Below are 26,270 nucleotides of genomic sequence, written 5' to 3' on the forward strand. Positions count from 1 at the left end.
ATACTAGGACAGAGATGACAAGCCTTATGCGCGTTTTGACAGTCGTCTTCACGTAATGAGTCAGTCGAACGAGCCACCAGACGGATCGGGTTCTTCCGTCCTCGAAATGCTCAAACGGTGGTATCACGTGCCAGTCCTCCTCGGTGTGTTGGCCTTCATGCTCTGGACGCGGGTCCAGTCGTACGGTAGCTTCGTCGTTGACGGCGAAGTGTACTTCCGTGGGAACGATCCGTGGTATCACCTTCGGGAGACGAACTACCTCCTTGAAAACTGGCCGAGTACGATCACGTTTGATCCGTGGACGGGCTTCCCATTCGGCAATGAGGCGGGACAGTTCGGAACGCTCTGGGATCACATCATGGCCGTCGGGATCTTCATCGCCCAGCCGATAATGGGCGGCCCCGAAGAGGTCATGCTCGTGATGTCCCCCATCGTCGGCGCGCTCGTGGCGATCCCCACGTATCTCATAGCGCGGCGCTTCGTCGGCCGGTTCGCGGCGCTCACTGGCGCGGGTACCCTTGCACTCCTTCCCGGCACCTTCTTCAGCTACTCGCTCGTCGGGTTCCCGGACCACAGTGCAGTCGAGGTTCTCTTCCAGAGTATCGCGGTGTTTGCGTTCCTCGTCGCATTCTCGGTCGCCGAGCGGGAGGCACCGGTCTGGGAACTCTTCGTCGATCGCGACTGGGATGCACTTCGGCGGCCAATGAAGTATGCCGCTGCGGCTGGCCTCGCACTTGGCCTCTACATCTGGACGTGGCAACCGGCCGTTCTCATGGTCGGTTTCACGGGCGTGTATCTCGCGATCAAGATCACCAGTGACACCTACCACGGGAAGAGCCCGGAACCGATCGCGTTCACCGGGGCGATCGCGATGGGTGTTACCGGGTTGATGCAAGTGATTCCCTTGGACAACTTCGGGTTCGTTCCAGGCGGATATTCGCTTCTCCAAGTCGTTCTCCCTCTCGGCGTCGCTGTCGGCGCAGTGTTCCTCGCGTGGCTCGCCCGCCAGTGGGAATCGCGCGACCTTGACACCGTGACCTACCCGCTCGCGGTCGGTGGACTTATTGCTGTCTCCGCCGCCGTCGTCTGGGTCGCAATTCCTTCTCTTTGGTCGACGATAACCAATAGCCTCCTCAACTTCGTCGGCTTCAGCGCCCGCGCCACCTTCCGCACCATCGGCGAGGGCCAACCCCCGCTCCAGAACGCTTCCTTCGCGAACTTCGTTCTCTCCCAGTACGGCCTCGCCTTTTTCCTCGCGCTCGCTGCCGTTCTCTACATAATCGCCCGGCCCCTCTACCGCTCTGAGGACACCAACCACACGCTCTACATCCCGGCCGCGCTCGCGGTCGTCGGCTCCGTCTACGCGGTCCCCCAACTGTACGACACCATCGGCGGCGTCGTCGGCGTGAGCTGGCAGGTGGTCGGCCTCGCGCTCGCCGCCGCCCTGCTGGTCGGCGCGACGTTCCTCGTCGAGTACGACGCCGAAGAGCTATATTTCGTCGTGTGGGCGGCGTTCATCGGGAGCGCGGCGTTCACGCAGACCCGCTTCAACTACTACCTCGCCGTCATCGTCGCGGTCGGTGCGGCGTACTTCCTGCAGGTCACGCTCGACGCGATCGATCTCACCTCGCTCGCGGCGCTCCGCGACATCGAGGGGTGGCAGGTGATGACCGCGCTCGCGGTGATCGCGATCCTCGTCGTGCCGCTCGTCGGCGTCGCCACCCCGGTCTGGACCGCGGGCAACTCCACCGGGCCCGGCAGCGTCACGCAGTGGGACGGGAGCCTCCAGTGGATGAACGACGAGACGCCCACGCCGGGCGAACTCGAAGGCGCGGACAACGCGATGGAGTACTACGGCACCTACGAGCGGCCCGAAGACGGCGACTTCGAGTACCCCGACGGGGCGTACGGCGTGCAGTCGTGGTGGGACTACGGCCACTGGATCACCACGCGCGCAGAGCGCATCCCGAACGCCAATCCGTTCCAGCAGAACGCCGACGCGGCGGCGAACTACCTCCTCGCACCAAGTGAGGAAGAGGCCCGCGAGGTGCTCGCGAGTCAGAGCACCGAGGGCGAGCACACCCGCTACGTGATGGTCGACCGGCAGATGGCGTCGCCGAACTCCAAGTTCAACGCCCCGGTCACCTTCTACGAGGGCAACGAGACGACGAGCGACTTCAACCGCGTCCTCTACCAGCAGACCGAGCAGGGCGGGTTCCGGACGCTGATGCAGGTGAACACTCAGCGCTACCACGAGAGCCAGATGATCCGCTTGTACGAACACCACGGCAGTGCGGTCGAGCCGCGGCCGGTCGTCGTCGACTGGAACCAGCAGGCCGCCCAGACCGCGAACGGCGACCGGATCGACGTCGCCGTCGCGCCGCAAAACACGAGCGCCGTGGTCCGGCAGTTCGACACGATGGAGGAGGCGCGCGCGTTCGTCGAGGAGGACGGCAGCGCCCAAGTGGGCGGCGTCGGCGGCCTCCCGTCCGAGCGCGTCGAGGCCTTAGAGCATCATCGGCTCGTGCACGCCAGCCAGTCGCAGGGGCAGTCGCCCTCGGCGCTGCAGGTGAGCGTCCTCCAGCAGCTCGGCATCAACGTTCAGAGCGCCCTCGGCGAGAACGCGCTGCGGGCGTTCCAAGACGACTGGGTGAAGACGTTCGAACGCGTCCCCGGCGCGACGATCGAAGGCTCGGGCGCAGAACCCGGCCAGGAGGTCACGGCGACCGTCGAGATGGAGAAACCTTCCGGGCGGACGTTCACGTACACGCAGTACGCGACCGCCGACGACAGCGGGAACTTCGAGCTGACGGTGCCGTACTCGACGACGGGCTACGACGAGTTCGGCCCCGAGAACGGCTACACGAACACGAGCGTTCGCGCGACCGGCCCGTATCAGCTCTCGACCGGCCTCTCGATCGACAACGGCACCGCGAGCGTGCTCACGGGCACGGTGAACGTGACCGAAGGGCAGGTCGTCGGCGCAGATGATGCGGCCGCCACGGTCGAACTCGAAGAGACGACGCTCGGCGGCGGAAGCGACGGTGGCGACGGAAGCGACGGAAGCGACACCACCGACGGATCGGGCGATGGCACTGGGGACACCGGCGACGACACGAACACGACGAGCGTGGTGGCTCCGGCCGAGACGCTCTCCGTCGGCGCGTCTCCCGATCCCGCTCTCGCGAACGCGTAGTGCCGAGGTCACGGTTCGCTCGTTTTATCACATGTCGCCTGTTCTGTGCGATTATCTCGTCGTCCGACCGTGTCCCACGAAACCGTGAGAGTCCATGAGTGACCGCCGCGACTGGGCGGTGCTGTACCTGAAGGGGGTCGCAATGGGCAGTGCCGACGCCGTTCCCGGCGTCTCCGGGGGCACCATCGCGCTGATCGTCGGGATCTACGAGCGGCTGATCGCGGCGGTCACCGCGGTCGATCCGGACCGCATCCGACGCGTGCTCGCCGGCGTGCGTCCCGCGAACCTCCCCGACGCGCGCGCCGCATTTCGGGAAGTCGACGGCGCGTTCCTGCTGGTCCTCGGTGCCGGTATCGCCACCGCGGTCGTGGTCGTGTTGAGCGGCGTCGACTACCTGCTCGTGACGCGCCCGGTCGCCACCTACGGGTTCTTCTTCGGGCTGATCGCGGCGTCGGCGGCGGTCTTGCTCGGCGACGTCGCGCTCGACACGCCGCGCCGGAAGGCGGCCGCGCTGGCGGGCTTTACGCTCGCCTTCCTCGCCTCCGGGGCGGCCGCGACGTCGCTCGGGAACCCCCTCCCGCTCGTCTTTGTCGCCGGCGCGGTCGCGGTCAGCGCGATGGTGCTCCCGGGGATCTCTGGGTCGCTCCTGTTGGTCGTCCTCGGCCAGTACGAGTACATGTCCGGGACGGTGGGCCGAGCGATCGACGGGCTCGCCGCGCTCGCGCTCGGCAACGGGAGCGACGCGCTTGTCGAGACGCTGCCGCCGGTCGCGACGTTCCTCTGCGGCGGCGTCGTCGGACTCTTCACGATCGCACACGCCGTGCGCTACGCCCTCGAACGCGCCCGCGCGGCGACGCTCGCCTTCCTCGTCAGCCTCGTGGTCGGCGCGCTGCGCGCCCCGCTCGTGGAAGTGGCAGTTCGATTGGCCGAAAGCGGCGAGTCGTGGCGGGCCGCCGCGCCGCGGTTCGGGCTCGCCGCGCTCGCGGGTGCGACGCTGGTACTTGTGCTGGACCGGTACTCCGCGACCATCGAGTACTGAGCGTCGGGAGCCACTCCGGTTGCCGGCGAGAACGACCCGCGTGCTGCTGGTGTCCAAACGCTATTTTCCCACCCTATCCAACCGGAACCGTGACCACCACCAACCGCGAGTGGATTCTCGCCGAGCGACCGGACGGCGAGCCCGACTTGGACTGTTTCGAACTGCGCGAGACGGACGTGCCCGCTCCCGACCCCGGCGAACTCCTCGTCCGAACCCGGTACCTCTCCGTCGATCCGTACATGCGCGGCCGGATGCGCGACGCGGAGTCGTACGCGGAACCGTGGGGTGTGGGCGACGCCCTCCGTGGTGGCGTCGTCGCCGAAGTGATCGAGAGCGACAGCGACGCCTACGACGCTGGAGACCTCGTCACTGGCGAGGGGACGTGGAGCGACTACGCCACGCTCGACGCCGCCGACGTCGCGCCCGTCAACCCGAGCGTCGCCGACCCCGAGGCGTACCTCGGCGTGCTCGGTATGCCCGGCCGGACGGCGTACTTCGGCCTGCTGGAGGTCGGCGAGCCCAAGCCCGGCGACACCGTCGTCGTGTCGGGCGCGGCGGGCGCGGTCGGTTCCGTCGTCGGGCAGATAGCCAAACGCAACGGCTGTCGCGTGGTCGGCTTCGCGGGCACGGACGAGAAGACCGACTGGCTCACCGATGATCTCGGCTTCGACGCGGCGATCAACCACACAACGACGGACGACTACCGAGCCGCGCTCGATTCGGCCGCGCCCGAGGGCGTCGACGTCTACTTCGACAACGTCGGCGGCCCGATCACCGACGCCGTCTTCACGCGACTGAACCTCGATGCGCGCGTCGCCGTCTGCGGGCAGATCTCCCACTACAACGACGAGGAGGTGCCGACGGGGCCGCGGAAGCTCCCGCAGATCATCGCGCCGCGCGCGAAAGTCCAAGGGCTCCTCGTGAGCGACTTCGCGACCCGGTTCGAGGAGGCGGGAGAACGGCTCGGCGAGTGGGTCGCAACCGGAGAGTTGGCGCATCGCGAGACGGTCGTCGACGGCTTGGAGAACGCGCCCGACGCCTTCCTCGGACTCTTCGCGGGCGACAACATCGGCAAGCAGGTGGTGCGGGTGGCCGGTGGCTCAGGCGAGGAGTAACGCCGCTGTACCCGACCGCTCCGGTGGGTTGAAATCTGCGCCCGGCGAACGGCCGGTCGATGCAGACGCGCAGGAGCCTGCTGGCCGCGGGCGGTACCGGAGCCGCGGGACTTGTCGGACTCGCCGGATGTTCGGCCGCCCCCTCGGGATCGAGCGGGACCCGTGCCAGCGAGGCGGATGAGACCGGAGACGACACCGCCGGCGGCGACGCCGATGACGACACCCGCATCGGGTTCGTCGGCGACCTGATGCTCGGCCGGAGCGTCACCGACCGCTGGGTCACCGACGAAAATATCCACACGACGGGCGTGTGGGGGTCGACGCTCTCGCGGCTGGAGGCGCTCGACGGGCTCGTCGCGAATCTTGAGGGGTGCATCTCCGATCGCGGCGAGCGATGGCCCGAGAAGACGTACTACTTCCGCGCGCCGCCCGCGTTCGCGGTGCCCGCCTTGGAGGCCGCCGGCGCGTCGTTCGTCTCGCTCGCGAACAACCACATTCTCGACTATCGCGAGCAGGGACTGCGGGATACGAAAACACACCTGTCGAACGCGGACATCGCTCACGCCGGCGCAGGGACAGAGCGAGAGTCAGCGCTCGAACCTGCGGTGTTCGAGGCGGGGGACGTGCGGGTCGCGGCGTTCGGCCTCACCGACCAGTCCGCGGCGTTCGCGGCGACGGACGACGATCCCGGGACTGCGTATGCGACGCTCGATCCCGGACGCCCGGAGACGCGCGCGCTCGTCGAGGACGTGCTCGACAGCGTCGAGTCTCTGGAGCCGGATCTGGTCGTCGCCTCGCTGCACTGGGGACCGAACTGGGAGACTGAGCCGCGGGCCGTCCACGAGCGGTTCGGTCGGTTCCTCGTCGACCGCGGCGTCGACGTCGTCCACGGCCACAGCGCCCACATGCTGCAGGGCGTCGAGGTGTACGACGGGTCGCCGATCATCTACGACGCCGGCGACTTCGTCGACGACTACGTCGACTACATCGATCGTCAGGGCGTCCACAACAAACGCAGCGCGCTGTTCGAACTGACCGTTCGCGACGGCGACCTCCACGAGATCGAGGTCGTGCCCGTCCATATCGTCGACGAGTCGGCGACGCTCGCCGAGGGCGAGGTCGCGACGTGGGTCCGCGAAACCGTCGCCGAGCGGTCGCGGCCCTACGGGACACCCGTCGAGCGCGACGACGTTCGGCTGACGATCCCGCTCGGGGGCGAGTGACCGGTGACTCGTCGGACCCGAGCGATTAACGGCGCTCGGGACGACAGGTGAGATATGGCGACCGAGGACAGAGTGGAATCCAGCTCACCGCTCGACGAAGTGATGGAAGATATCCGACAGGAACTAGTCCGCCGAGTCGCGGCGGGCGATCGAGACGCGAACCGAGACATCTACGACGCGCTCGAAAACGAGTGAGGTCAACGGCTTCAGCTTTCTAGCTGTCGGGCGTTGAATAGTCTGTTTCCTCGATGGCAAGTGCTGGCTACACTCTCTGTATTCAGAGCCCGTACTGCTCGCGGACGACGCCGTCGAGTCCGCGCTCTTCGAGCAGGTCGAGCGGCGCGAGCATGTCGAGTTGGACGACGCCCGGCAGCCGACCGATCTGGACGCCGCCGGTGAACGTACACCGCGCTCGGATCTCGCCCTCGCTCATGTCCAGCAGTTGGCCGGCACGGTCGAAGGCGTTCTGCGTCGCGTCGTTGACGGTCGCCCCCGAGCCGACCACCTGAATCGGGGCCATCTCCGACTCCACGTCGACGCCGTGTTCCGCCCCGAGGTCGCGACCGGCCGCCACCTCGTCGTCGCTGTACGGCTTGCTGATGAAGGGGAGATCCTCCTCGTTCGGCAACAGGATGGGGCCGTCGAGTTCGAGTCCCTCGATCACCTCGACGTCGAAGGTGACGGTCCCGCTCACGTCCGTGGTGTGCAAAGAGAGTTCGCCGTCGCCCTGGTTCGCGTGGAGGTCGCCGACGTACACCCCGCCGCCGTCGACGTCGACCGGACAGATCAGCGTCGCGCCAGCGCGCACCTCGGGGATGTCCATGTGGCCGTCGGTCCGCTTTTCTAAGTCTTCCTCGGTCTCGACGCCGTAGTCGTGGTCCGCGCCGATCAGGCTCTGTCCGAAGTCGCCCGCGTTGTGCGAGTCGGGCATCGTCACCGACGGCGTCGTGCCGATGTTGCCGATGAACGGCCGGAGGCGACCGAGCGTGCCGGGCATCCCGTCGGGCTCGTACAGCAGGATCGGGTGCTGGCGGGCGTTCTCGGGGATGTCCATCACGCGCTCGGCGTCGAGCGCCAGCTCGTGGGCTCCCTCCTTGTCGAGGGTGATCCCGACGGCGTTCTCGTGGTCGAACGCGACGGTGTAGCCGTATTCGAAACCGAACGAGGAGGCGTTCGCACCGCACTCCGCACAGCGGATCGCGTCCTCGCCGGTGCCCTCGACGACTGAGTCGGGCCACGTCGTCCCGCACTCCGGACAGCGGTGGTCGACGAACGGGTCGTCTTTGAACGCGCCCTCGCGTTCCGCCATCGACCCCGTGCTCGTCGCCATGCTCGTCACCTCCACGTCGCGGATGTGGATGGCGACGGCGTCGCCGACCGACGCGCCCTCGACGCGGATCGGCCGCGTCACCTCGTGGCCGCCGCGGAACGACGGCGTGACCATCGGCCCCCAACACCCTGGCGGGGTGTACGTCGTGACCGTGCCCCCGTCCGCGACCGTCCCGGCCCATTCCTGATCGGGCCCGACCAGCCCGAGCGTGTACTGGTCGACGTACAGCTCCTCTTGAACGCCTTGCTGTGACATACCACGTTGTCGTACGTGGCTCACCGGAATAACGCTAGTGTTCGCGGAACCGGCCGCAGCGGAGTTACAGATACTCGCCGAGCAGGGGTTCGACGCGCTCGCGAGTCTCCTCGGGAATCGCCTCGGTCGGCGTGTTGACGGTCCCGTCGAGGGCGGTGTGCGCCTCGCACTCCAGGTCCTCAGGGAGCGTCCGGACCGCCTCCTCGACGGCGGCTTTGATCGCCGCCTGATTCTGCTCGGCATTTTCGAGGACCTCCGCGAGCGTCACCTCGCTGTCCTCCTTCCAGACATCGTAGTCGGTGACGCCCGCGATCGTCGCGTACGCGATCTCCGCCTCGCGCGCGAGCTTCGCCTCCGGGATCGCGGTCATCCCCACGAGGTCCCAGCCCTGCGACTTGTAGAACGCCGACTCCGCACGCGTGGAGTACTGCGGTCCCTCGATACAGACGTAGGTGCCGCCCTTCACGACGGGCGTGGCGTCGCCGTCGTCAGCATCGCTGTCGCCGCCAACCGCCGATTCCGCGGCCGTAGTGAGGTGCTCGACCAACTCTGGGCTGTAGGGGTCCGCGAACGGCTGGTGGACGACGACGCCGTCGCCGTAGAAGGAGAGGTCGCGGTGTTTGGTCCGGTCGTAGATCTGGTCGGGGACGACGAGCGTGCCGGGTTCGAGCTCGTCTTTCAGGCTGCCCACCGCGTTCGACGCGAAGATGTGGGTGACGCCCGCCTGTTTTAACGCGTACATGTTCGCGCGGTACGGCAGGTCCGTGGGCGAGACGCCGTGGTCGGAGCCGTGCCGCGGGAGGAAGGCGACCTCGCGGCCGGTGTCGCCGAACTCGCCGATCGTGATCGCGTCGCTCGGCTCGCCGTAGGGCGTGTCGTACTCGACCTCGCGCACGTCGGAGAGCGGGAGCGCCTCGTATATGCCGCTGCCGCCGATGAAGCCGATTGTGCTCATGCGCGGAGTGCGGTCGCTCGGTACTTATATAGAATGACTCGCTTAGAGCAACCACCGGACCGCCACGAGCGCGAGCGCGCTCACGACGAGCAGGTGGAGTAAGACGGCCCCGACCGCCGCACCGCCGACCTCGCGCATCTCCCGGAGCCGGATCGAGAGGCCGAGGCCGACGAACGCCAGCGTGAACAGTGCGTCCGAGACGCGGCCGATGGAGTCGAGCGCGGCGGGCGAGAGCACGCCGCTGTTGGCGATCGCGGCGACGAGGAGAAAGCCGAGGAGGAACTTCGGGAACTCCGACCACAGCCGACGCACGCCCGGATCGGTCGCCGACCGGGCCGTGTACGCGAGCGAGTACGCGATCGCGACGCCGCCGAGAAGCGAGTTGCGCGCGAGCTTCGTCACCGTCGCCCACTGGCCCGCCTCCGGGGAGTGCGCGAAGCCCGCGGCCGCGACGGGGCCGGTCGAGAACATGCTCACGCCGGCCCAGACGCCGAACTGGCGGCTCGTCAGGCCGAGCCACTCGCCGGCGAGCGGGAACGCGACGAGCGTGGCGGCGTCGAAGAGGAGGACGGTCGCGGCCGCGAAGGTGATAGCCGAGCCGCGCGCGTCGAGGACGCGACCGATCGCGACGACGGCGGAGACGCCACAGATGCTCGCGCCGGCGGCCAGAAGCGACGGCGTCGCGCCGTCGAGTCGGAACAGCAGCCGAGCGATCGCCTCGGCGAGCAGGAGCCCGCCCGCGACCGCGAGGACGACGAGACCGAGGACGGTCGGTCCGGCCGCGACGAACTCCTCGATCACGACCGCCGCGCCGAGGAGGACGATCCCGGTCTCTAAGAAGAGCTTGTCGACGCTGACGCCCGGCTCTACGGCCGCGGGCGTGCCGACCGTGTTGCCGACGAGCGCGCCGACGCCGACGGCGACGACGAGCGGCTGTAAGCCGTCGACCGCGCCGGCGACGCCGTTCGCGAGCACCGCGCCGGCGACGAGCAGCGCGAACCCGGGAAGGTAGGGTCGGATCACGCTGACGGCGGTCGCCACGCGCCGCATCACAGCGAGCCAACCGCGAACTGGATCGCGAGGTGAACGGCGACGATACCTAATCCGAGGACGAGCGCCTGCCAGCCCCGATCGAGCGCGGTCCAGCGATCGACGAGCGGTGACGCGGGTCGGTCGGCGGCGGACGGTCCGGCGTCCGAGGTCATTGTGTGTCCGTCATCACGGCACTACTTACCGATATCGCTCGCGGCACGAATCTGGGAACAAACGCAGAGAACTAGGGCGTCCGGTGTCAGTCGTCGGCTTCAGCCGGGATGGGATCGTCGTCGGCGGGCGATCCGTCGACCTGGGAACCAGCAACATTATCCGACTCGTCGTCGAGCCGAGGGAAGTTCTCGATCGTCGCGTCGCGGAAGGCGGCCTCGTCGAACGCGTACTCGCCGTCGAAGAAGTCAAGCACGGTCTGGACGTCGGTCATCGCGTTTTTCAGCGCCGTCGACGCGCCCGGAGAGGGCGTGATGTTGAACAGGATGCCGTCGCCTTCGATCTTCGCTTCGCCCATGTCGAGCGTCTTATTCTCGGTGTCGACGATCTGCGGGCGCACGCCGCCGTACCCCTTCGCGCGCTGGATGTCGTCGGCCTCGACGGTCGGCACGACCTTCTGGACGTGCGGGAGGAACGCGCGCTTGCCGAGCGCGGGGATGTCGTACGCGAGGTTCCGCACGACGAACGGGAAGAGGATGGGGTCGGCGAGGATGTTGGCGTAGCTCAGGACCGAGGAGACGTTGAGCCCGAACACGTCGGCGAAGTCGCTCACGGTCGAGATCTCGCCGCGTTCGAGCGCGGGCACGACCTTCGCGGTCGGACCGAACCGCGTGACGCCGTCGTCGTGGACGTCGGCGTCGCCGTGGACCGCGGCGAAGGGGAGTTTTTTCATCTGGAGGGTGTACACCTTTCCGTTCAACAGGTCGCCGGCGAGGAAGAAGCTGCCCGCGACGGGGAGAAGCGACATGTCCTCGCCGTAGCCCATCTCCTTTGCGAACTGGAGGCTGTGAGACCCGGCGGCGACGACGACGGCGTCGGCCGCGAAGTCGCCGTCGTCGGTCTCGACGGTGAACCCCTCGCCGCTCTCGTCGACGTTCGTTACCTCGGTGCCGAGGTGGACGGAGACGCCGTCTTCCGCGCGGGCGTCGTCGACGAACGACTGCGCGACCGCGCCGTAGTCGACGACGTAGCCGTCCGGCGTCTGGAGCGCCTTGAGTTCGGTTCCGGGGTCGCGCCCCTCGACGACCTTCGGCTCTAACTCCGCGATCTCCTCGCGACCGATCTCGCGGAGCTTCGGGAAGAGGTCGCCGAACCCCTCGTCGCGGTACCGCTGTTCCAGCTTGTCGACCTCCTCGTCGCCGACGCCGAGCACCATCTTGCTCCGCTTGCTGTGCATCTCGCGGTCCGGATCCGTGCCTTCGAGGTAGCCTGCGAGCAGCTCCGCGCCCTCTTTGACCTCCTCGGCCTTTTCGAGGGTGTAGTTCGTCTCGATGTCGCCGAAGTGCAGCGTCTGGGAGTTGTTCGTCCGGTGGGAGTTGACCGCCGCGATCTCCCGCTCCTTCTCGATCAGCGTCACGTCGTCGACGTCGGTGAACTTCGCCACCGTGTACAGAAGCGACGCCCCGCTAATCCCCCCGCCGACGATGATAAGGTCAGTGTTCTCGGACATGCGTGGTGAAAGCTCTCACGTCTCGTGACGAACTCCCCCGTTAACCATTTTACCATATCCGCGCGGAATCTGGCCGTAGAAGCCCTACAAACGTCGTTTAGATCATACGACGATCGTCGAACGTTCGTGGCCGCGGCGACTCATTGGTCCCGAGCGATCCGGTACCGCTCCCGGAGCCGCTCGAACAGGTCGCGGCCGGTCTCGGTCTGGAGACGGGGCTCGGTCGTCGCGAAAAACTCGTCGAGGTCGTCGTACTCGCGGAACGCGTTCGGGTCGCCGGCGGCGGGGTCGTACCGGTCGTCGCGCTCGTAGATCACGGCCTGTAGACAGACGTCGAGCAGATCGCACTCTTTAACGAGGACAGCCTCCGGCGACTCGCGGACCTCGTACTCTTCCCACACGTCGCGGACGCGATCGGGGAGCGGTCCGGCGAGGACGACCATCGCCTCGCGTTCCGCCGCCTCCTTGGCGTCCGAGTCCGGCGGCTCGGCCGTCGAGTCTGCACGGGTCGCCACGTCACCCGTCTCCGCCTCGGCGACGTCGTGAACGACCGCGAGCCGGAGCGCGCGGTCGAGGTCGACGCCCGGGAGGTCCGCACGGAAGCGGTCGCCGAGCGCCATCACGAGATAGGCGATGCCCCACGAGTGAGCCGCGACAGACTCCGGGTCGTCGACGCCGCGGAGCTGCCACCCCGTGCGCCGCTCGTCTTTGAGCGCGTAGGCGTCACAGAGAGCGTCGAGTGCGGGGTCGCTGTCGGCGTCCGGAGCAGACACCTCGTCGCCGGCGTCGTCTGCGACGGAGTCGTCCGAGTCCATCGTCGAGTGCGGGCTACTCGGTGAGCGTCCAGCTATCCTCGCCTGCGGGCTCTGCGACGTCTCGCCGGACCATCTCCTCGATCACCTCGCCGAGCCGGTCGGGCTGGGCGACCTCCATCTCGATGCGGCCGATGCCGTGGTACTCCTCTAGGTAGTGCCGGATGGTTTCCCGGTCGAAGACGGTCTCGTCGGCGCGCTCCATCGCCCCCTCGGTGAGGTCGATCATGTCCTCGACGAAGTTCCACGGGTAGACGACCCACGTCCACTGTTCGAGCCGCTCGCCGACGAAGTCCGGCTGGAACTCGGAGGTGCCGAGAAGCTGGAGCGTGGCGGTGCGCACGTCGCCCGCGTCGCGGTCTTCAACGTACTCTTCGGCCCGGCGGATCGACCCGCCCGTGTCCGCGATGTCGTCGATGATCAGGACGTTCTTCCCTTTGACCGAGCCCTCCGGCATCGGGTAGCGGATCTGCGGCTCGTCGGTCTTCTCCGCGGCTCCGACGTAGTGTTCCATCTTGAGGCTCGTCAGGTCGTCGAGCCCGAGGAAGTCGCAGATACACCGGCCCGCGAACCAGCCGCCGCGCGCCAGCGCGACGACCACGTCCGGCTCGAAGTCCGCGCGCTTCACCGCGTTCGAGACGTCGCGACAGAGCCCATAGATGTACTCCCAGTTGGTGAGGGTGCAGTCGAAGTCGTCCGGGAGGTCGCTCATACGCCCGTTCGTCCCACCCGCGCGCTGATAAGGGTTTAGCAACGTCCCCAGAGCGGTCCCGACACGATTTAGGTGGCCCGCTCACAACGGGTCGGTAATGAGTACGCAGGCCGCGACGGCGGAGCGAACCGTCGTGATCGGGCTGGAGGTCCACGTCCAGCTCGAGACCGACACGAAGATCTTCTGCGGCTGCTCGACGGAGCCCGGAGACGACGAGGAACCGAACACGCGCACCTGTCCGACCTGTCTGGGGCTGCCGGGCGCGCTGCCGGTCCTCAACGAGGGGGCCGTCGAGGCCGCGGTGAAGATCGGGAAGGCGATCGACGCCGACATTCCCGAGACGACGACGTTCCACCGGAAGAACTACTACTACCCCGATCTGCCGAAGAACTTCCAGCTCACCCAGTACGACGCGCCGATCTGTCAGGCCGGCGAGCTAGAGGTCCGCGCCGACGACGAGACGCGCACCATCGGGATCACCCGCGCGCACCTGGAGGAGGACCCCGGCAGCATCCAGCACGCGGGCGGCTCCATCGAGAACGCAACCCACACGCTCGTCAACTACAACCGCGCGGGCACCCCGCTCATGGAGATCGTCACCGAGCCGGACTTCCGGTCGCCGGCCGAGACGCGAGCCTTCCTCGCCAAGCTGGAGGAAGTACTGGAGTATCTCGGCGTCTTCGACCCCACCCGTGACGGGAGCCTGCGCGTCGACGCCAACGTCTCGCTCGTACCGGAGGAGGACGTCGCCGACGACGGGAGCATCACCGACGACGCCCTCGCCGACGCCAACCGTGCCGAGGTGAAGAACATCTCCAGTCACAAGGGCGCAGAGCAGGCGCTCGCGTACGAGGTCACCCGCCAAGAGAACGTCCTCCGGCGCGGCCGCGAGATCGAACAGGAGACCCGACACTGGGACGAGGCGCGCGGCGTCACCGTCTCGATGCGCTCGAAGGAGGCCGAGAAGGACTACCGCTACTTCCGCGAGGCGGACCTGCCCGCGCTGGAGGTGGCGGACTGGAAGGACCGGATCGCGATCCCGGAGCTTCCCGACGCCCGCCGCGAGCGCTTCCGCGAGGAGTACGGGCTCGACCGCGAGGCCGCCTCGAAGCTCACTTCCACGAAGGCGGTCGCGGACTTCTTCGAGGACATCGCGGGCGAGTTCGACCCCGACCTCGCCGCGACGTGGGTCGCCGACAACCTCCTCGGCGAACTCAACTACCGCGAGATGCAGATTACGGACGTCGAGGGTCGGCTCGACGAGTTCACGCGCCTGATCGAACTGGTCGCGGCGGAGGAGCTGACGGTGAAGAACGCCGAGGAAGTCGTCCTCCGCGAGATGCTCGACGAGGACGACGACCCCGAGACCGTCATCGAGCGCGAGGGGCTCGGCAAGGCCGAAAGCGACGAAGTCGAGAGCGCGGTCGAAGCCGCCATCGAGGAGAACCCCGACGCGGTCGCCGACTACCACGACGGCGACGAGGGCGCGATCAACTTCCTCGTCGGGCAGGTGATGCAGGCGACCGGCGGCAGCGCCGACCCCGGCGACGTGAACGGGCTGCTCCGCGAGGATCTGGACGGGTAATCGCCGTGTGTCGGAGCGTCGAGGCGCGCGGCCGATGAACGTGCGCGTACGGGTCGTCGGCGGGGAGACGGAGCACATCGATCTTCCCGACGACGCCACCTACGACGACCTGATCCGCGCCGCGGGCTACCATCCCCAAGAGGCGTCCGCGCTCGTCGACGGCTCGCCCGTCCCCGGCGACCGCGTCGTCGACGCCGACGAAGTCAAACTCCTGCGGCTGATCAAGGGCGGCTCAACCGACCGACCGGCCGAGTCACACGCCGCGACCGGCGACGACGCGTGAGCGGAGAGCGCAGTCCGGGCGGTCGCCCGCGAGATCCCCCAGACGGCTTCGCGATCGAACCCGCCGCCCCTGACGACCGACTGGACGTCCTCCGGGTCCTCGACGCCGCGATGTTAGAGACGGACGCCGCGGCCCTCGACGACGCAGTCGACCGCGGCGACGCGCTGGTGGCGAGCTTCGATCGGACGGACGCGGTCGTCGGCGCGCTGGTCGCGGTGCGACGGGGGCCGGAACAGCTCCACGTCGACGCCGTCGCGGTCCGTCGGTCGCGTCGCGGTCGCGGGATCGGCTCCGCGCTCGTCGCGACCGCGGTTCGGCGGGCCGAGCGAGACCCGGACATCGGGGTCGTCACCGCCGAGTTCGACGCCGAACTGGAGGAGTTCTATCGCGACCTCGGGTTCGAGGTCGTCTCGGCGGGAGACGGGGAGGAGAGCGGTCGACTACGGGGCAGTCGTCGAGTCGGCGATGGCTCCGGCGGCTGATCGGTCCCCGCTCCGTCGCCGCTCACGCGCGAACGACGAGCACGGAGAGGTCGGAGAATGCGGTGTCGTCGGGGCCGTCGCCGCCGGCCCCGTCGGCGAGCGTTCCGAGGTCGGTCCGCGTGATCTGCTCGTCGGGGTGTGTCAGCCGCTCGCAGACGATTGCTTCGCGGGTCCGGTCGGCTCCGCCGTCGGCGAGATCGGCCGCCACGTCCTCGGGCATCCAGTCGTACGGCCGCGGGATCACGATCAGGTGACGGTCGCCGACGGCCTCCCGGAGGCGCGCGAGCGCTGGCGAGAGGTCGCCTCTGACGTGGAGCGTCTCGAAGACGGACGCTTCGAGCGGCGTGCGGGCGCGGCTCGCGGCCATCTGCACCGAGGAGATTCCGGGGACGACGCGGACCGGCGCGTCGACCGCGGCCTCGACTTTCCCGAGGAACTGGTAGCCGGAGTGGTTCGGGTCGCCCATGAGCACGGCGACGCCGCGCGCTCCGTCGGCGACGCGGGCGGCGAACCGGCCGAGCGCCTCGGGCTCGTCGCGGTACCCGCAGGTGATGAGCTCCGCGTCGGTCTCGTCGGCGACGAACTCGACCACGGTCTCGAAGCCGACGACCACGTCCGCCTCGCGGAGCAGCCGACCCGCGCGCCGGGTCAGGAACTCAGTGTTGCCGGGACCGATCCCGACGGCGTGGACCGGCGGTTCACCGTCGGACTCCGCGTCGGGTCGCGACGACTCGGGCGCTGCGCTCGCCGCCTCGGCCGGGGAGTCGGGGAGGTCGGGGACGGGGTCGTCGGAGCCGTCGGAGTCGTCGCCGGTCACAGGTCGATCTCCCCCTCGCCGTCTCGCGGCTCCGCGCCCTCGCCGCTCGACCGTTCGGAGGTCGCTACGCAGACCTCCCCCTCCCGAGCGTCGCTCGCGACGTGGACGAGTTCGTTCGTCAGCCCGGCGGCGAGGCCGCTGCCGCCGCGCCGGCCCACGTTGGTGACGGCGGGCACGTCGTGGGCGGCACAGACCTCGCGGAGCCGCTCGCGCGAGTCCGCGGCCTTCACGAAGCCGACGGGCGTCGCGACGACGACCGCCGGCCGCGTGCCGTCCTCGATGCAGTCGGCGAGCGCGAGCGCCGCGGTCGGCGCGTTCCCGACGACGGCGATCGCGTCGTCGTAGACGCCCTCGCGGTCGAGTTCGAGCACGGCCGCCGCGGTCCGGGTCATCCCGGTCTCGGCGGCCAGCTCCGCGCCGTTGCCGATCGCCTTGCGCACCGCACAGTCGTGGCCGCGGCCGGTGATCCCGGCTTTCACCATCGTGATGTCCGTCACGATCGGGCGCTCGTCGAGCACCGCGCGTGCCCCGGCGCGGACCGGTTCGCTCTCGTCCGCGCCGGTAAAGCGGACGAGGTGCTGGAACTCCGGGTCGCCGGTCGCGTGGACCGACTTGGCGCGCAGGCGGTCCGCGAGCGTCTCCTGTGGAACCAGCTCGTGGACGCGGTCCATGCTGGTCTCGGCGATGTCCATGGCCGCCTCGGTCGTCGCCCCGAGGTCGGCGTACGCCTCGCGGTCGCCGGAGCCGTCGTCATCGGCCGTTTCGGGTGTCGTTGCCGTCGCGTCGGGTGTCTCTGGTGTGTCGCTCATGGTGTTAGCAGATCTGCTCTCAGTCGTCGTCGCCGGCGCGGCCAGCGAGCGCGTCCGCGCCGTCCCGCGACTCGCGCTCCTCGATCGCCCCCTCGGCGCGGAGGTTCAGGTCGCGCAGGCGCTCTTCGGTCTCCGCGTCGGCGTCCCACAGCCCGCGGTTTATCGCCTCTCCTAACGTGTCCGTAATGGAGTCGAGCGCCCACGGGTTCACGTCCGAGAGCCACTCGCGGCGGTCCTCGTCGAAGGCGTACGCGTCCGCGACGGCCTCCCAGAGCGTGTCGCTCACGACACCGGTGGTGGCGTCCCAGCCGAGCACCACGTCGACCGTCGAGGAGAGGTCGCCCGCGCCCTTGTAGCCGTGCTCCTCCATCGAGTCGAGCCAGCGCGGGTTCAGCACGCGCGAGCGCAGCGCCTTGCGGACCTTCTCCTCGTTGGTGTAGACGCGCACGTCGTCGGGGTCCGAGGAGTCGCCGACGTAGGAGGCGGGCTCTTCGCCCGCGTGCTCCGTGACCGCCGTGATGAACCCGCCGTGGAACGCGTACCAGTCGGAGGAGTCGAACTCGTCCTGCTCGTCCGTGTCCTCGATCTTCACGGTCGCCTCGACGCCGGAGAGCCGGCGCTCGAAGGCGTCGTGCGCCTCGGTCACGCGGCCGCGCTTGCCGAGCGCGTAGCCGCCCCACTGAGTGTACACGTCGGCGAGGTCGGAGCGGTCCTCCCACTCGCCCTCGTCGACCGCCTTGTTCGTCCCCGCGCCGTAGCCGCCGGGCGTCGTCGTGAACACCCGGTGCGTCGCGGCCGACTCGGGGTCGTCGACGCCCGCGGCGGCGAGTTCTTCCGTGTCTTCTTCGACGTGTTTCTTCACGTAGTTCAGCTCGTGGGGCTCGTCGAGGTCGACCACGGCGTCGACCGCGTCGTGGATCACGCCCGCGGCCGCGGGGAAGGCGTCGCGGAAGAGCCCGGAGACGCGCGTCGTCACGTCGATCCGGGGCCGATCCAGTTCGTCGAGCGGGATCGGTTCCACGTCCTCGACGCGGCCGGCGTCGGACCACACCGGCTCGACGCCCATCAGCGCGAGCACCTGCGCGATCGTCTCGCCGCGCGTCCGGACCGTCGGCGTCCCCCACGCGACGACGCCGACCTCCTCGGGGTACGCTCCTTCGTTATCCAGATGTCGATCCAACACGCCCTCCGCGACCTCCCGGCCCACGTCCCACGCGGCGCGCGCGGGCACCTTCCGCGGGTCGAGCGTGTAGAAGTTCCGGCCGGAGGGGAGCAGATCGACCCCGCCGCGGGTGGGCGCGCCGCTCCCTCCCGGCGGGACGTACTCGCCGGCGAGCGCGTCGGCGACGTTGCCGACCTCGGCGCGCGCGCCGCCGACGCGCGGGGCGGCCTCCTTGCAAATGTACGCGAGCGCCTCGCGGAGGTCGTCGTGCGCGCCGGACCGCGCTCGCGCGTCGCCGATCGTGTCGACGTCGACGACGAGCAGGTTCATGTTCACCTCGTCGTCCGGCCCCGCCTCCCGCTCGGACTCCGGCACGTCGAAGCCGCGCTCGGCGAGCGTCGCCACGAGGTCGAGGCTCACCTCGTGGACGCGGTCGGCCGCCTCCGCGTACGTCATGCCCAACTGCTCGTCGTACGCGCCGGGGTCGGCGCGCATCCGGTCGTAGTCGACCCCCAGCACCCCGGCGACCGACTCGCGGAGGCTCGGCGCGCCCGGGTTCTCGAGCCGGGTGAGCGCGACGAGGTACTCCACGAGCCGGTCGCCCGCGGGCGGCTCGCCGAGGGTGTGCAGTCCCATCCGGATCTGGGTGGTCTTCACGTCGGTCAGGTACGCGTGGATCCGCTCGATCAGGTCGTCGATGGCGAGGTCTGCGCCCGACACCTCGCCCTCCGCGAGCGTCGAGCCGGCCTCCTCGGGACCGCGCACGTCCGCCTTTTGCGCTATTTCGCCGTCGATCCCCAGCTCGACCGCGAGATCCAGCTCGTCGACCGCCTCTCGGATCCGACGTTCGAGCCGCTCGCCGTCGTCGGGGCGCGCGTCGGTCGTCCCGGCCTCGCGGTACTGGTTCGCCAGCTCCTCCAGCTCCGCGAGGTCGTCGTAGGTGCCGGCGTTCGCCATCGGCGGCGTGAGGTGGTCGACGACGGCGGCGTACGAGCGGCGCTTCGCCTGCGTCCCCTCGCCGGGGTTGTTGATCACGTAGGGGTAGACGTTCGGCAGGTCGGCGATGAGTTGGTCGGGGGCGGACGACGCGTCCAGTCCGACGGTCTTGCCCGGGAGCCACTCCAGCGAGCCGTGCGTGCCCATGTGGACGACCGCGTCGGCCTCGAACGACTCCCGGAGCCAGCCGTAGAAGGCGACGTAGTCGTGCGGGGGCTGAAGGTCGGAGTCGTGGTACACCTTCGAGGGGTCCATCCCGAACCCGCGCGGGGGTTGAACCGTGACGAGCACGTTCCCGAACTCGACGCCCGGGATCGCGAACGGGCGGTCGGGCGGGTCGCCCCACTCGTCGAGGACCGCCTCGCGGAAGCCGTCGTCGAGGCCGTCGAACCAGCTTCGGTAGGTCGCGGGCGAGACGGTGTCGACGCTCAGATCGCGGACGTCTTCGGGCGCGACCCAGCGCTCGTCGAGGGTGAGCTGCGAGGTGAGCGCGTCGATAAGCGCCGCGCCGTCGGTCGGGGGGCCGCTCTCGGCGTCGCCGGCGCCCGCCGCTCCCGTTTCGCCCGCTCCGAGGTCGTACCCCCGCTCGTCAAGCTCTCCGAGCAGGTTCGCGGTGCTCGCGGGCGTGTCGAGGCCGAACGCCGTGCCGATGCCGTCGTCGCTCGGCGGGTAGTTGTGGAGGACGACCGCCACGCGCGTCTCCTCTGGCGGGCGGTGTCGGAGCCGCGCCCAGTTGACCGCCAGCGACGCGACGTGATCGACCCGGTCGTCGATCGGGTAGTGCTGTTTCGGGGCCGAGCCGATCCCCGCCGCGTCGTCCGCGCGCTCCTTTCCGGAGATGGGGTGGGTGATCACGTTGCCGTCGAACTCCGGGAGCGCCACCGACAGCGCGAGTTCGAACCCCATCACGCCGGTGTCGCTGGCCGCGTAGCGCGACCGCGACCGCATCGTCGTCACCGTCTGGAGCACGGGGACGCCGAGCCGGTCCAAGAACACGTCCTCCGCGCTCGCGCCCTCGTCGTCGGCGTCGCGGCCGCGCTCGTCCATCGAGAGCGCGAACATGAACGACGAGCACATCGCGTCGACCACGGGGTCGCCGTCGGCGTCGAGCAGCCACTCGTCGGTGACGCGCTCGGCGTCCCAGCCGTCCTCGTCGCCGGCGGGGTTACAGAAGATCGGGAGCGCGTCGACGCCGCGCGCTTCGAGCGCGCGCACCTGCGCGTCGACGTACCGCGTGTTCTCGTGCGTCCAGTGGGACTCGTAGAACCACACCCCGACGGTCGGCGTATCGGGGTCGAACGTCGCGACCAGCTCCTCGTACCCCGCGCCCGGGTGGTCGGGATGATACACGCCCTCGGACGGGAGCGCGACCGGCTCGTCGTACGCGTACCCCTCGGCCGGCGCGTCGCTTGGAGCGCCGTAGGTGTCGGCCAGATATCGCAGGAGGTTCGCGAGGTTGGCGGTCCCGCCGCGCTCCAGGTACGCGCGGACGCGCTCCGCGACCGCGTCGTCGGCCGTCGTGTCCTCGGCGGCGAAGGCGTCCCCGGTCGCCTTCACGACGACGGGAATCCCCGCCTCGCGGAGCCGGGCCGTCGCCCGCTCGTAGCCCGGCATGCTGTCGGTGCCGCCGTGGAGCCACAGCACGACCGCCGCGGCGTCCGCCTCGACCACCGCCGAGAGGAACGCGTCCACGTCGGCCGGATCGTCGAGGTCGCCCTTCGAGCGCGCGAGCAGGTCGACGTCCGTCTCGCCCGCGGCGGCGGCCACGGACCCGAGTTCGTTCTCCGTCGCCGTGTAGAGTCCGAGTGTCGTCATAACGTTTGTAAACCCTCGTTGCTGTAAGTCAACTGTGCTTGATGAAGGCAGCGACAAAAACCCACCGACGCGAACCGCGGAGTTCGGCGACGTGGTCGGTCAGACCGAACTGAAGCGGGCGCTCTCGGCCGTCGGCGCGAACGACGACCTCTCGGGCGTGCTGGTCCGCGGCGAGAAGGGGACCGGAAAGTCGACGCTCGCCCGCGCGCTCGCGTCGTACCTGCCCGAGCGGCGCGTGGTCGCCGACTGTCGGTACGGCTGTCCTCCCGGCGACCCGAGCCGGCAGTGTCCCTCGTGTCGCCGGCGGGCGAGCCTCCCGGTCGCGACCCGGCCGGCGCCGTTCGCCACGCTGCCGCTCGGCGCGACCCGCGAGGCGGTCGTCGGGTCGCTGTCGGTGGCGGGCGCGCTCGACGGCGAGGCGTCGTTCGATCCGGGGCTGTTGGCGCGGGCGAACCGCGGCGTCCTCTACGTGGACGAGGTGAATCTCCTTGACGACCACCTCGTCGACGTGGTGCTCGACGCGGCTGCCTCCGGCGTGAACACCGTGGAGCGCGACGCGGTCTCGCTGACCCACCCCGCCGAGTTCACGCTTATCGGGACGATGAACCCGGAGGAGGGTGCGCTCAGGCCGCAACTCCGCGACCGGTTCGACCTCGCCGTCGACGTGACCGGACTCGACGCGACCGACGACCGGATGGCGGTCGTCGACCGGGCGCTCGGCCGCGACGCCGGAGCGACTGCCCGGAGCGGCGGTGACGCGACCCGAGAGACCGGCGAGGACGACGCGGCGGGCGGCAAGGGAGACGAGACTGGCGCGACGGCCGGCGATCCGCCGTTCGACGATCCCGCCGCGGCGATCGCGGACGCACGCGGTCGGCTCGGCTCGGTGACGCTCCCAGACTCGTTCCTCCGCGACCTCGTCGAACTGTGTCGCGACGCCGGCGTCGACGGCCACCGGGCGGACATCGCGGCCGCGCGCTGCGCCCGCACCCTCGCCGCGCTCGACGGTCGCAGTCGCGTGATCGAGGGCGACGTGCGCGAGGCCGCGTCGCTGGCGCTGCCCCATCGCCTGCGCACCGACCCGTTCGAGGAGACCGCCGACGCCGACGAGTTGATCGACGACCACCTCGGGGACGACGGCGACGAACCGGACGCGGGCGAAGGAGACGCCGGCGAGGACGCCGACGGAACAACGGACGGCGAGGCCGGAGAGGGCGGCGAAGAGACGGACGGTGAGGGGGAAGGCGACCCGGGCGACCGCAACGGCGAGAGTGAGGGTAAGGGCGGCGGAGGCGGCGAGGAGCGCGGCGGCGACGAAGACGCGCCGGCCGAGACCAGGGGCGACGAAGGCGAGGACAGCGACGGCGACGCGGACGGCGGCGCAGACGACGGACCGAACCGCGACCCAGACGGCGGCCGCGGCCGCGAACCGCCCGAAACGATGGCCAACGAGAGCGGCAGCGAGGCTGACTCCGCGGGCGACGACCCGGATACGGATTCCAGAGACGACCCGGACGAGGAGACCGAAGACGACACCGAGGAGGCGACGCCGCTGGTGCCGGGGTCAGACCGGGTCGGCGTCGGCGACGCGGTCGCGCCCGATGTCGAGACGCCCGACGCCGGAACGCCGGCCGGAGGAGACGGCGACGGGCGGTCGAGCGCGGCCCCCTCGACGCGAGGGACCGGTCCGCGGGTCCGAACGGAGCGCGCGCGCTCCGGCGACCGGGTCGACGCCGGCGCGTCGGTCCGGGCGGCGGCCGAGCGCGGCGGCCGGAGTGTCAAGGAGCGGGACCTCCGGCGGTCCGTCCGCGCCGACGACGCCGAGACGCTCGTCTGTTTCGCCGTCGACGCCTCCGCATCGATGCGCGGGCCGATGCGGGCGGCGAAGGGCGCGGCGATCGACCTCCTCCGCGACTCCTACGAGCACCGCGACGCCGTCGCGCTGGTGGCGTTCGCCGGCGACGACGCCGGCCTCTTGCTCCCGCCGACGGACGACGTGGGGCGGGCGGCGCGTCACCTGAAGGAGCTTCCGACGGGCGACCGGACCCCGCTCGCGGCGGGCGTCGACGCCGCGGCCGACGCGATCGCGCGCGCCGACGCCGACGCGTCGCTCGCGGTTGTCGTCACCGACGGTGGCGCGAACGCCGCTGAGCGGCCGACCGCGGCCGTCCGGGAGGCCGGCGGGCGGCTCCGCGAGGCCGCCGACCGAACGCTCGTCGTCGACGCGGCCGACGCTGAGGGCGTCGTCCCGACGCTCCTCGATGCGACAGGCGGCGAGCGCATCCCGCTGTCGTCGCTGTCGGCGGAGCGGGTCGAGCGAGAACTCGGCGGGACGGCGGACGACCGGTCGGAGCGGTAGCCCGCGCCGCTCGCGGTTTCACTCCTCGACGGGGAAGGCGTCGTGGAGGTCGTGGTGGGTCTCGCCGAGCCCGTCGAGCAGGTCGTCGCCGTGGGTCGCGAGGCGGGCGAGGCTCCGTTCGGCGTCGCGGACGGCGACGAGGCGGCCGCGAACGTAGTCGGACTCGGGGTCGTCGGCGTCGAGCGTCGCGACCTCCTCCTCCAAGTCGACGAGTGCGGCGTCGAGGTGACGACGGAGCGCGTCAAGCGTCTCGGCGGTCGCGAGCCCCTCGATGGGGCCCGAAAGCTCGCCGTCCAGTTCCTTCTCGGCGTGCTCGCGCGCGGCGCGGTCGTCGGTGCCGAGGACGTTCATTAAGCCGAGTCGTAGCGCTTCGAGTTCGTGGCAGCTCATGTTATTGTAACGTGTCGTGGACGAGATCGGAGACGATGCGCTCGCGGTCGAGGTGCGAGGAGACGATGCGGTCCGCGTCGGACTCGCCGACGCCGCCGTACCAGACGCCGTCGGGGTAGACGGCCACCATGGGGCCGTCGCCGCACTGGTCGAGACAGGAGGTCCGCGTGACGCGCGCGTCGCAGGCGTCGGAGTCGCGGACGGCCTGCCGGAGCCGCTCCAACACCGCGGGCGACCCGGCGGCCGCGCAGGTCTGGTTCGTGCAGACCGCGACGTGGTTGGCCGGCGCGTCGTGAGCGTGCGGGTCGTCGTCGACGTCTTCGCGGTCGGCGTGGGCCGCGCTGTGGGTCATCGCGCGCAGCATGGCGCGAGCGCCCCCCTCGTCGGCCTCGTACCCGTCCAGTTCGACCTTGTACTTGCAGGTGTCACAGGACATCTCGACGCTGCCGGTGCGGGCCTCCTGCCAGCGGTCCGCGAGCACGTCGAGCAGCCGCGGGTCCGTCCCGAGGGGCTCGCCCGGGGCCGCGTCGACGTAGGGATACTCGGCGTCGAACGACTCCGCCCCCTCCGTGATCCGGCCCGTGAGCACGCCGTCGCCGAGCATGTAGGGAAGGACGACGACCGCGTCCGGCCGCCCGCGGGCCACGCGGTGAAGCGTCTCGTCGAGCGTCGGGTCGGTGACGCCGATGTACGTGGCGCGCGCATCGGCGAACTCGCGGCCCTCGTACAGCAGCCGCGCGAGCTTGTGCACGTCGGCGTTGGCGTCGGGGTCGGAGGAGCCGCGGGCGCACAGCACGACCACCACCTCGTCGTCGGCGCGGTCGACGCCCAACTCTCGCTCGACGGCCGCAGCGCGGTCGTCGAGCAGGTCGAGCAGCGCGGGGTGCACGCCGAGATGCGAGCCGTTGCGGATCTCTAGGTCGGGGTGGTCGGCCCGCGCCCGTTTCACTGCGAGGGGCACGTCGTTTTTTACGTGGCTCGCCGCGAAAAGCGAGAGATGGACGACCGAGACGCGCGAGACGCTCCTCGCGAGCCCCGCGATCGCCTCGTCGATGGCGGGCGAGGCGAGTTCGAGGAACGCGGCGTCGACCGGGATCCCGAGCCGCGATTCGAGGTCTGCCGCGAGCGTCCGCACCTGCTCGTTCGACTTCTCGCGGCGGGAGCCGTGCCCGACGAGCAGCACCGCTTCGTCCGAGAGCGCGGCCGGGGTCGGGGCGGTCTCGCTGCTCACGCGCGCTCCCCCTCGCGGACGCGCTCGACGCTCTTTTCGGTCTTGGTCCGCCGCTGCGGCGCGAACAACCCGGACTCGCCGCTCCCCTCGTAGAGCCACTCGCCGAGGGCGGGGCCGGCGTCGTCCGCGACGCCGAACCAGTACCCGCCCGACGACGACTCGTTGAGGTCGCCGTAGGGGGCGTGGACCGGCGCGGCGTCGAGGTGCGCCCTGACGGTCGCGAGCAGCGCCTCGTCGTCGTGGACGACCGAGATGCCGACGGCGTTCGCGTCCGACTTGTAACACACCGTCCCGCAGCCCTCGACGAGCCCGCGGAGGAGCTGGCGGCGGTGGTCGGCGAGCGCCGAGAAGCGGTAACCGCCGTTGGGAGTGTTCGAGGCATCGGCGGCGTCACCGCCGGAGTCGACCCCGCCGGTCGGGAGTCCGAACGCCGCGGCCGCCCGCCGGGCAGCGGGCGTCTCGACGACGACGTACTCGTCGCTCGTGCGGGTCACGTCGGTGTCGTGGGCGTACTCGCGTTCGGTCACCTCGCGCTCGCGGTCCACGTCTCGCGCGCCGAACAGCGCCGCGACCCGCTCCGCCGCCGGCGCGCCGCCGACTCGGACGCGAACCTCGTCGCCGTCGACCGCGCCGTCGGCGGCCACGCGGCCCCACAGGTACGCGGCCTCGGGCGTCGAGGCGAGGAGGTCGTCTGGAGCCGTCGGCAGCGGGGCGTCGGTCCAGTCCGCGCGCCCGCTCATTCGCCGTTCCCCTCCGCGACCGTGATCGCGTCGAGCGGGCACGCCGCGGCGGCCTGCTCCGCGTCCGCGATCCGGTCGTCGGCGAACGTCGCCCTCACGCTCGCTGCCGTCCGCTCGACCGACTCGGCGTCGGCGGCGTCGATCCCCGCGAGCCCCTCGTCGTCCTCGACGAACCGCGGGTCGCGGACCAGACACGCGAACACGCCGTCGCAGGCGTCGCGGTCGACCGTCACCGTGTAGCGTTCGCTCAT

The 26,270-nt window shown here is 70.1% G+C and carries 23 protein-coding genes; 9 read left to right on the plus strand and 14 right to left on the minus strand.

The features are described 5' to 3' along the window. Positions 1 to 55: 55 nt before the first annotated feature. The 5 genes from EP28_RS03835 to EP28_RS14335 all read left to right on the plus strand — a co-directional run bounded on the left by EP28_RS03835 (position 56) and on the right by EP28_RS14335 (position 6,768). Complete coding sequence (locus tag EP28_RS03835; protein WP_049982664.1) at positions 56 to 3,196, plus strand: oligosaccharyl transferase, archaeosortase A system-associated; 3,141 nt, start codon at positions 56 to 58, stop codon at positions 3,194 to 3,196. 94 nt (positions 3,197 to 3,290) lie between these two features. Continuing rightward, on the plus strand, positions 3,291 to 4,235 hold the full coding sequence (locus EP28_RS03840; RefSeq protein ID WP_049982665.1) for a DUF368 domain-containing protein: 945 nt from the start codon (positions 3,291 to 3,293) through the stop codon (positions 4,233 to 4,235). Positions 4,236 to 4,324: 89 nt separating this feature from the next. Continuing rightward, the gene (locus EP28_RS03845) at positions 4,325 to 5,350 is read left to right on the plus strand and encodes an NADP-dependent oxidoreductase (RefSeq protein ID WP_049982666.1); all 1,026 of its coding nucleotides are present in this window, start codon (positions 4,325 to 4,327) and stop codon (positions 5,348 to 5,350) included. 59 nt (positions 5,351 to 5,409) lie between these two features. Next, a complete protein-coding gene (locus EP28_RS03850; RefSeq protein WP_049982667.1) occupies positions 5,410 to 6,573 on the plus strand; it encodes a CapA family protein in 1,164 nt (387 codons plus the stop codon). Between the two features lie 54 nt (positions 6,574 to 6,627). Then, a complete protein-coding gene (locus EP28_RS14335; protein ID WP_196219597.1) occupies positions 6,628 to 6,768 on the plus strand; it encodes a hypothetical protein in 141 nt (46 codons plus the stop codon). 82 nt (positions 6,769 to 6,850) lie between these two features. Here EP28_RS14335 and EP28_RS03855 read toward each other — a convergent pair whose 3' ends face one another. The 7 genes from EP28_RS03855 to EP28_RS03880 all read right to left on the minus strand — a co-directional run bounded on the left by EP28_RS03855 (position 6,851) and on the right by EP28_RS03880 (position 13,350). Beyond that, on the minus strand, positions 6,851 to 8,158 hold the full coding sequence (locus EP28_RS03855) for an acetamidase/formamidase family protein (protein WP_049982668.1): 1,308 nt from the start codon (positions 8,156 to 8,158) through the stop codon (positions 6,851 to 6,853). A gap of 64 nt (positions 8,159 to 8,222) precedes the next feature. Next, complete coding sequence (mtnP, locus tag EP28_RS03860) at positions 8,223 to 9,113, minus strand: S-methyl-5'-thioadenosine phosphorylase (protein WP_049982669.1); 891 nt, start codon at positions 9,111 to 9,113, stop codon at positions 8,223 to 8,225. Positions 9,114 to 9,155: 42 nt separating this feature from the next. Next, positions 9,156 to 10,163 carry a YeiH family protein gene (locus EP28_RS03865; protein WP_049982670.1) on the minus strand — a complete coding sequence of 336 codons (1,008 nt, stop codon included), beginning with the start codon at positions 10,161 to 10,163 and terminating at the stop codon, positions 9,156 to 9,158. Then, positions 10,163 to 10,318 (minus strand): hypothetical protein, encoded by a 156-nt coding sequence (locus EP28_RS14340; RefSeq protein ID WP_196219598.1) that lies wholly within the window; start codon positions 10,316 to 10,318, stop codon positions 10,163 to 10,165. Before EP28_RS14340 ends, EP28_RS03865 begins: the two co-directional genes overlap by 1 nt. A gap of 86 nt (positions 10,319 to 10,404) precedes the next feature. Then, positions 10,405 to 11,826: an FAD-dependent oxidoreductase gene (locus EP28_RS03870; protein ID WP_049982671.1), complete on the minus strand. Its 1,422-nt coding sequence runs from the start codon at positions 11,824 to 11,826 to the stop codon at positions 10,405 to 10,407. Between the two features lie 140 nt (positions 11,827 to 11,966). Continuing rightward, complete coding sequence (locus EP28_RS03875; protein WP_049982672.1) at positions 11,967 to 12,641, minus strand: HD domain-containing protein; 675 nt, start codon at positions 12,639 to 12,641, stop codon at positions 11,967 to 11,969. A gap of 13 nt (positions 12,642 to 12,654) precedes the next feature. Further along, positions 12,655 to 13,350, minus strand: coding sequence for a phosphoribosyltransferase (locus EP28_RS03880; RefSeq protein ID WP_049982673.1), 696 nt, complete (start codon positions 13,348 to 13,350; stop codon positions 12,655 to 12,657). A gap of 97 nt (positions 13,351 to 13,447) precedes the next feature. On the opposite strand from EP28_RS03880, the gene gatB reads away from it, so the two are divergent. From gatB to EP28_RS03895, 3 genes are read left to right on the plus strand one after another with little or no spacing between them, the layout of a single operon-like run. After that, on the plus strand, positions 13,448 to 14,935 hold the full coding sequence (gene gatB / locus EP28_RS03885) for an Asp-tRNA(Asn)/Glu-tRNA(Gln) amidotransferase subunit GatB (RefSeq protein WP_049982674.1): 1,488 nt from the start codon (positions 13,448 to 13,450) through the stop codon (positions 14,933 to 14,935). A 34-nt stretch (positions 14,936 to 14,969) separates the two neighbouring features. Continuing rightward, positions 14,970 to 15,218, plus strand: a complete 249-nt coding sequence (locus EP28_RS03890; RefSeq protein WP_049982675.1) for a ubiquitin-like small modifier protein SAMP2 — start codon at positions 14,970 to 14,972, stop codon at positions 15,216 to 15,218. Then, positions 15,215 to 15,700 carry a GNAT family N-acetyltransferase gene (locus tag EP28_RS03895; protein WP_049982676.1) on the plus strand — a complete coding sequence of 162 codons (486 nt, stop codon included), beginning with the start codon at positions 15,215 to 15,217 and terminating at the stop codon, positions 15,698 to 15,700. Before EP28_RS03890 ends, EP28_RS03895 begins: the two co-directional genes overlap by 4 nt. Before the next feature lie 22 nt (positions 15,701 to 15,722). Here the strand turns inward: EP28_RS03895 and EP28_RS03900 are convergent, their stop codons facing one another. Genes EP28_RS03900 through cobN form a run of 3 tightly spaced genes read right to left on the minus strand, consistent with a single transcriptional unit; the run spans position 15,723 to position 21,299 of the window. Further along, positions 15,723 to 16,517 (minus strand): cobalt-precorrin-7 (C(5))-methyltransferase, encoded by a 795-nt coding sequence (locus EP28_RS03900; protein ID WP_049982677.1) that lies wholly within the window; start codon positions 16,515 to 16,517, stop codon positions 15,723 to 15,725. Then, complete coding sequence (locus EP28_RS03905) at positions 16,514 to 17,326, minus strand: precorrin-8X methylmutase (protein WP_049982678.1); 813 nt, start codon at positions 17,324 to 17,326, stop codon at positions 16,514 to 16,516. The genes EP28_RS03900 and EP28_RS03905 overlap by 4 nt, the downstream gene beginning before the upstream one ends. 19 nt (positions 17,327 to 17,345) lie before the next feature. Beyond that, positions 17,346 to 21,299: a cobaltochelatase subunit CobN gene (gene cobN / locus EP28_RS03910; protein WP_049982679.1), complete on the minus strand. Its 3,954-nt coding sequence runs from the start codon at positions 21,297 to 21,299 to the stop codon at positions 17,346 to 17,348. A gap of 34 nt (positions 21,300 to 21,333) precedes the next feature. On the opposite strand from cobN, the gene EP28_RS03915 reads away from it, so the two are divergent. Continuing rightward, positions 21,334 to 23,658 (plus strand): ATP-binding protein, encoded by a 2,325-nt coding sequence (locus EP28_RS03915; protein ID WP_049982680.1) that lies wholly within the window; start codon positions 21,334 to 21,336, stop codon positions 23,656 to 23,658. A gap of 18 nt (positions 23,659 to 23,676) precedes the next feature. Here EP28_RS03915 and EP28_RS03920 read toward each other — a convergent pair whose 3' ends face one another. Genes EP28_RS03920 through EP28_RS03935 form a run of 4 tightly spaced genes read right to left on the minus strand, consistent with a single transcriptional unit; the run spans position 23,677 to position 26,270 of the window. Next, positions 23,677 to 24,048, minus strand: coding sequence for a DUF3209 family protein (locus tag EP28_RS03920; RefSeq protein WP_049982681.1), 372 nt, complete (start codon positions 24,046 to 24,048; stop codon positions 23,677 to 23,679). A 1-nt stretch (position 24,049) separates the two neighbouring features. Beyond that, entirely contained in the window at positions 24,050 to 25,279 is a 1,230-nt protein-coding gene (locus EP28_RS03925; RefSeq protein WP_049982682.1) for a CbiX/SirB N-terminal domain-containing protein, read from the minus strand. After that, entirely contained in the window at positions 25,276 to 26,019 is a 744-nt protein-coding gene (locus EP28_RS03930; protein WP_049982683.1) for a hypothetical protein, read from the minus strand. The genes EP28_RS03925 and EP28_RS03930 overlap by 4 nt, the downstream gene beginning before the upstream one ends. Further along, positions 26,016 to 26,270, minus strand: a complete 255-nt coding sequence (locus EP28_RS03935; protein ID WP_049982684.1) for a ferredoxin — start codon at positions 26,268 to 26,270, stop codon at positions 26,016 to 26,018. Before EP28_RS03935 ends, EP28_RS03930 begins: the two co-directional genes overlap by 4 nt.

Origin of the sequence: Halorubrum sp. BV1, from assembly GCF_000746205.1 — an archaeon.
Taxonomy (GTDB): Archaea; Halobacteriota; Halobacteria; order Halobacteriales; family Haloferacaceae; genus Halorubrum.

Bases quoted from the DNA above. Each gene is read 5' to 3' on its own strand.
- EP28_RS03890 (WP_049982675.1), top strand. From the start codon at position 14,970: ATGAACGTGCGCGTACGGGTCGTCGGCGGGGAGACGGAGCACATCGAT.
- EP28_RS03875 (WP_049982672.1), bottom strand. From the start codon at position 12,641: ATGGACTCGGACGACTCCGTCGCAGACGACGCCGGCGACGAGGTGTCT.
- mtnP (WP_049982669.1), bottom strand. From the start codon at position 9,113: ATGAGCACAATCGGCTTCATCGGCGGCAGCGGCATATACGAGGCGCTC.
- EP28_RS14340 (WP_196219598.1), bottom strand. From the start codon at position 10,318: ATGACCTCGGACGCCGGACCGTCCGCCGCCGACCGACCCGCGTCACCG.
- EP28_RS03870 (WP_049982671.1), bottom strand. From the start codon at position 11,826: ATGTCCGAGAACACTGACCTTATCATCGTCGGCGGGGGGATTAGCGGG.
- EP28_RS03855 (WP_049982668.1), bottom strand. From the start codon at position 8,158: ATGTCACAGCAAGGCGTTCAAGAGGAGCTGTACGTCGACCAGTACACG.
- EP28_RS03920 (WP_049982681.1), bottom strand. From the start codon at position 24,048: ATGAGCTGCCACGAACTCGAAGCGCTACGACTCGGCTTAATGAACGTC.
- EP28_RS03930 (WP_049982683.1), bottom strand. From the start codon at position 26,019: ATGAGCGGGCGCGCGGACTGGACCGACGCCCCGCTGCCGACGGCTCCA.
- EP28_RS03835 (WP_049982664.1), top strand. From the start codon at position 56: ATGAGTCAGTCGAACGAGCCACCAGACGGATCGGGTTCTTCCGTCCTC.
- EP28_RS03850 (WP_049982667.1), top strand. From the start codon at position 5,410: ATGCAGACGCGCAGGAGCCTGCTGGCCGCGGGCGGTACCGGAGCCGCG.
- EP28_RS14335 (WP_196219597.1), top strand. From the start codon at position 6,628: ATGGCGACCGAGGACAGAGTGGAATCCAGCTCACCGCTCGACGAAGTG.
- EP28_RS03865 (WP_049982670.1), bottom strand. From the start codon at position 10,163: ATGCGGCGCGTGGCGACCGCCGTCAGCGTGATCCGACCCTACCTTCCC.
- EP28_RS03880 (WP_049982673.1), bottom strand. From the start codon at position 13,350: ATGAGCGACCTCCCGGACGACTTCGACTGCACCCTCACCAACTGGGAG.
- cobN (WP_049982679.1), bottom strand. From the start codon at position 21,299: ATGACGACACTCGGACTCTACACGGCGACGGAGAACGAACTCGGGTCC.
- EP28_RS03840 (WP_049982665.1), top strand. From the start codon at position 3,291: ATGAGTGACCGCCGCGACTGGGCGGTGCTGTACCTGAAGGGGGTCGCA.
- EP28_RS03935 (WP_049982684.1), bottom strand. From the start codon at position 26,270: ATGAGCGAACGCTACACGGTGACGGTCGACCGCGACGCCTGCGACGGC.
- EP28_RS03905 (WP_049982678.1), bottom strand. From the start codon at position 17,326: ATGAGCGACACACCAGAGACACCCGACGCGACGGCAACGACACCCGAA.
- gatB (WP_049982674.1), top strand. From the start codon at position 13,448: ATGAGTACGCAGGCCGCGACGGCGGAGCGAACCGTCGTGATCGGGCTG.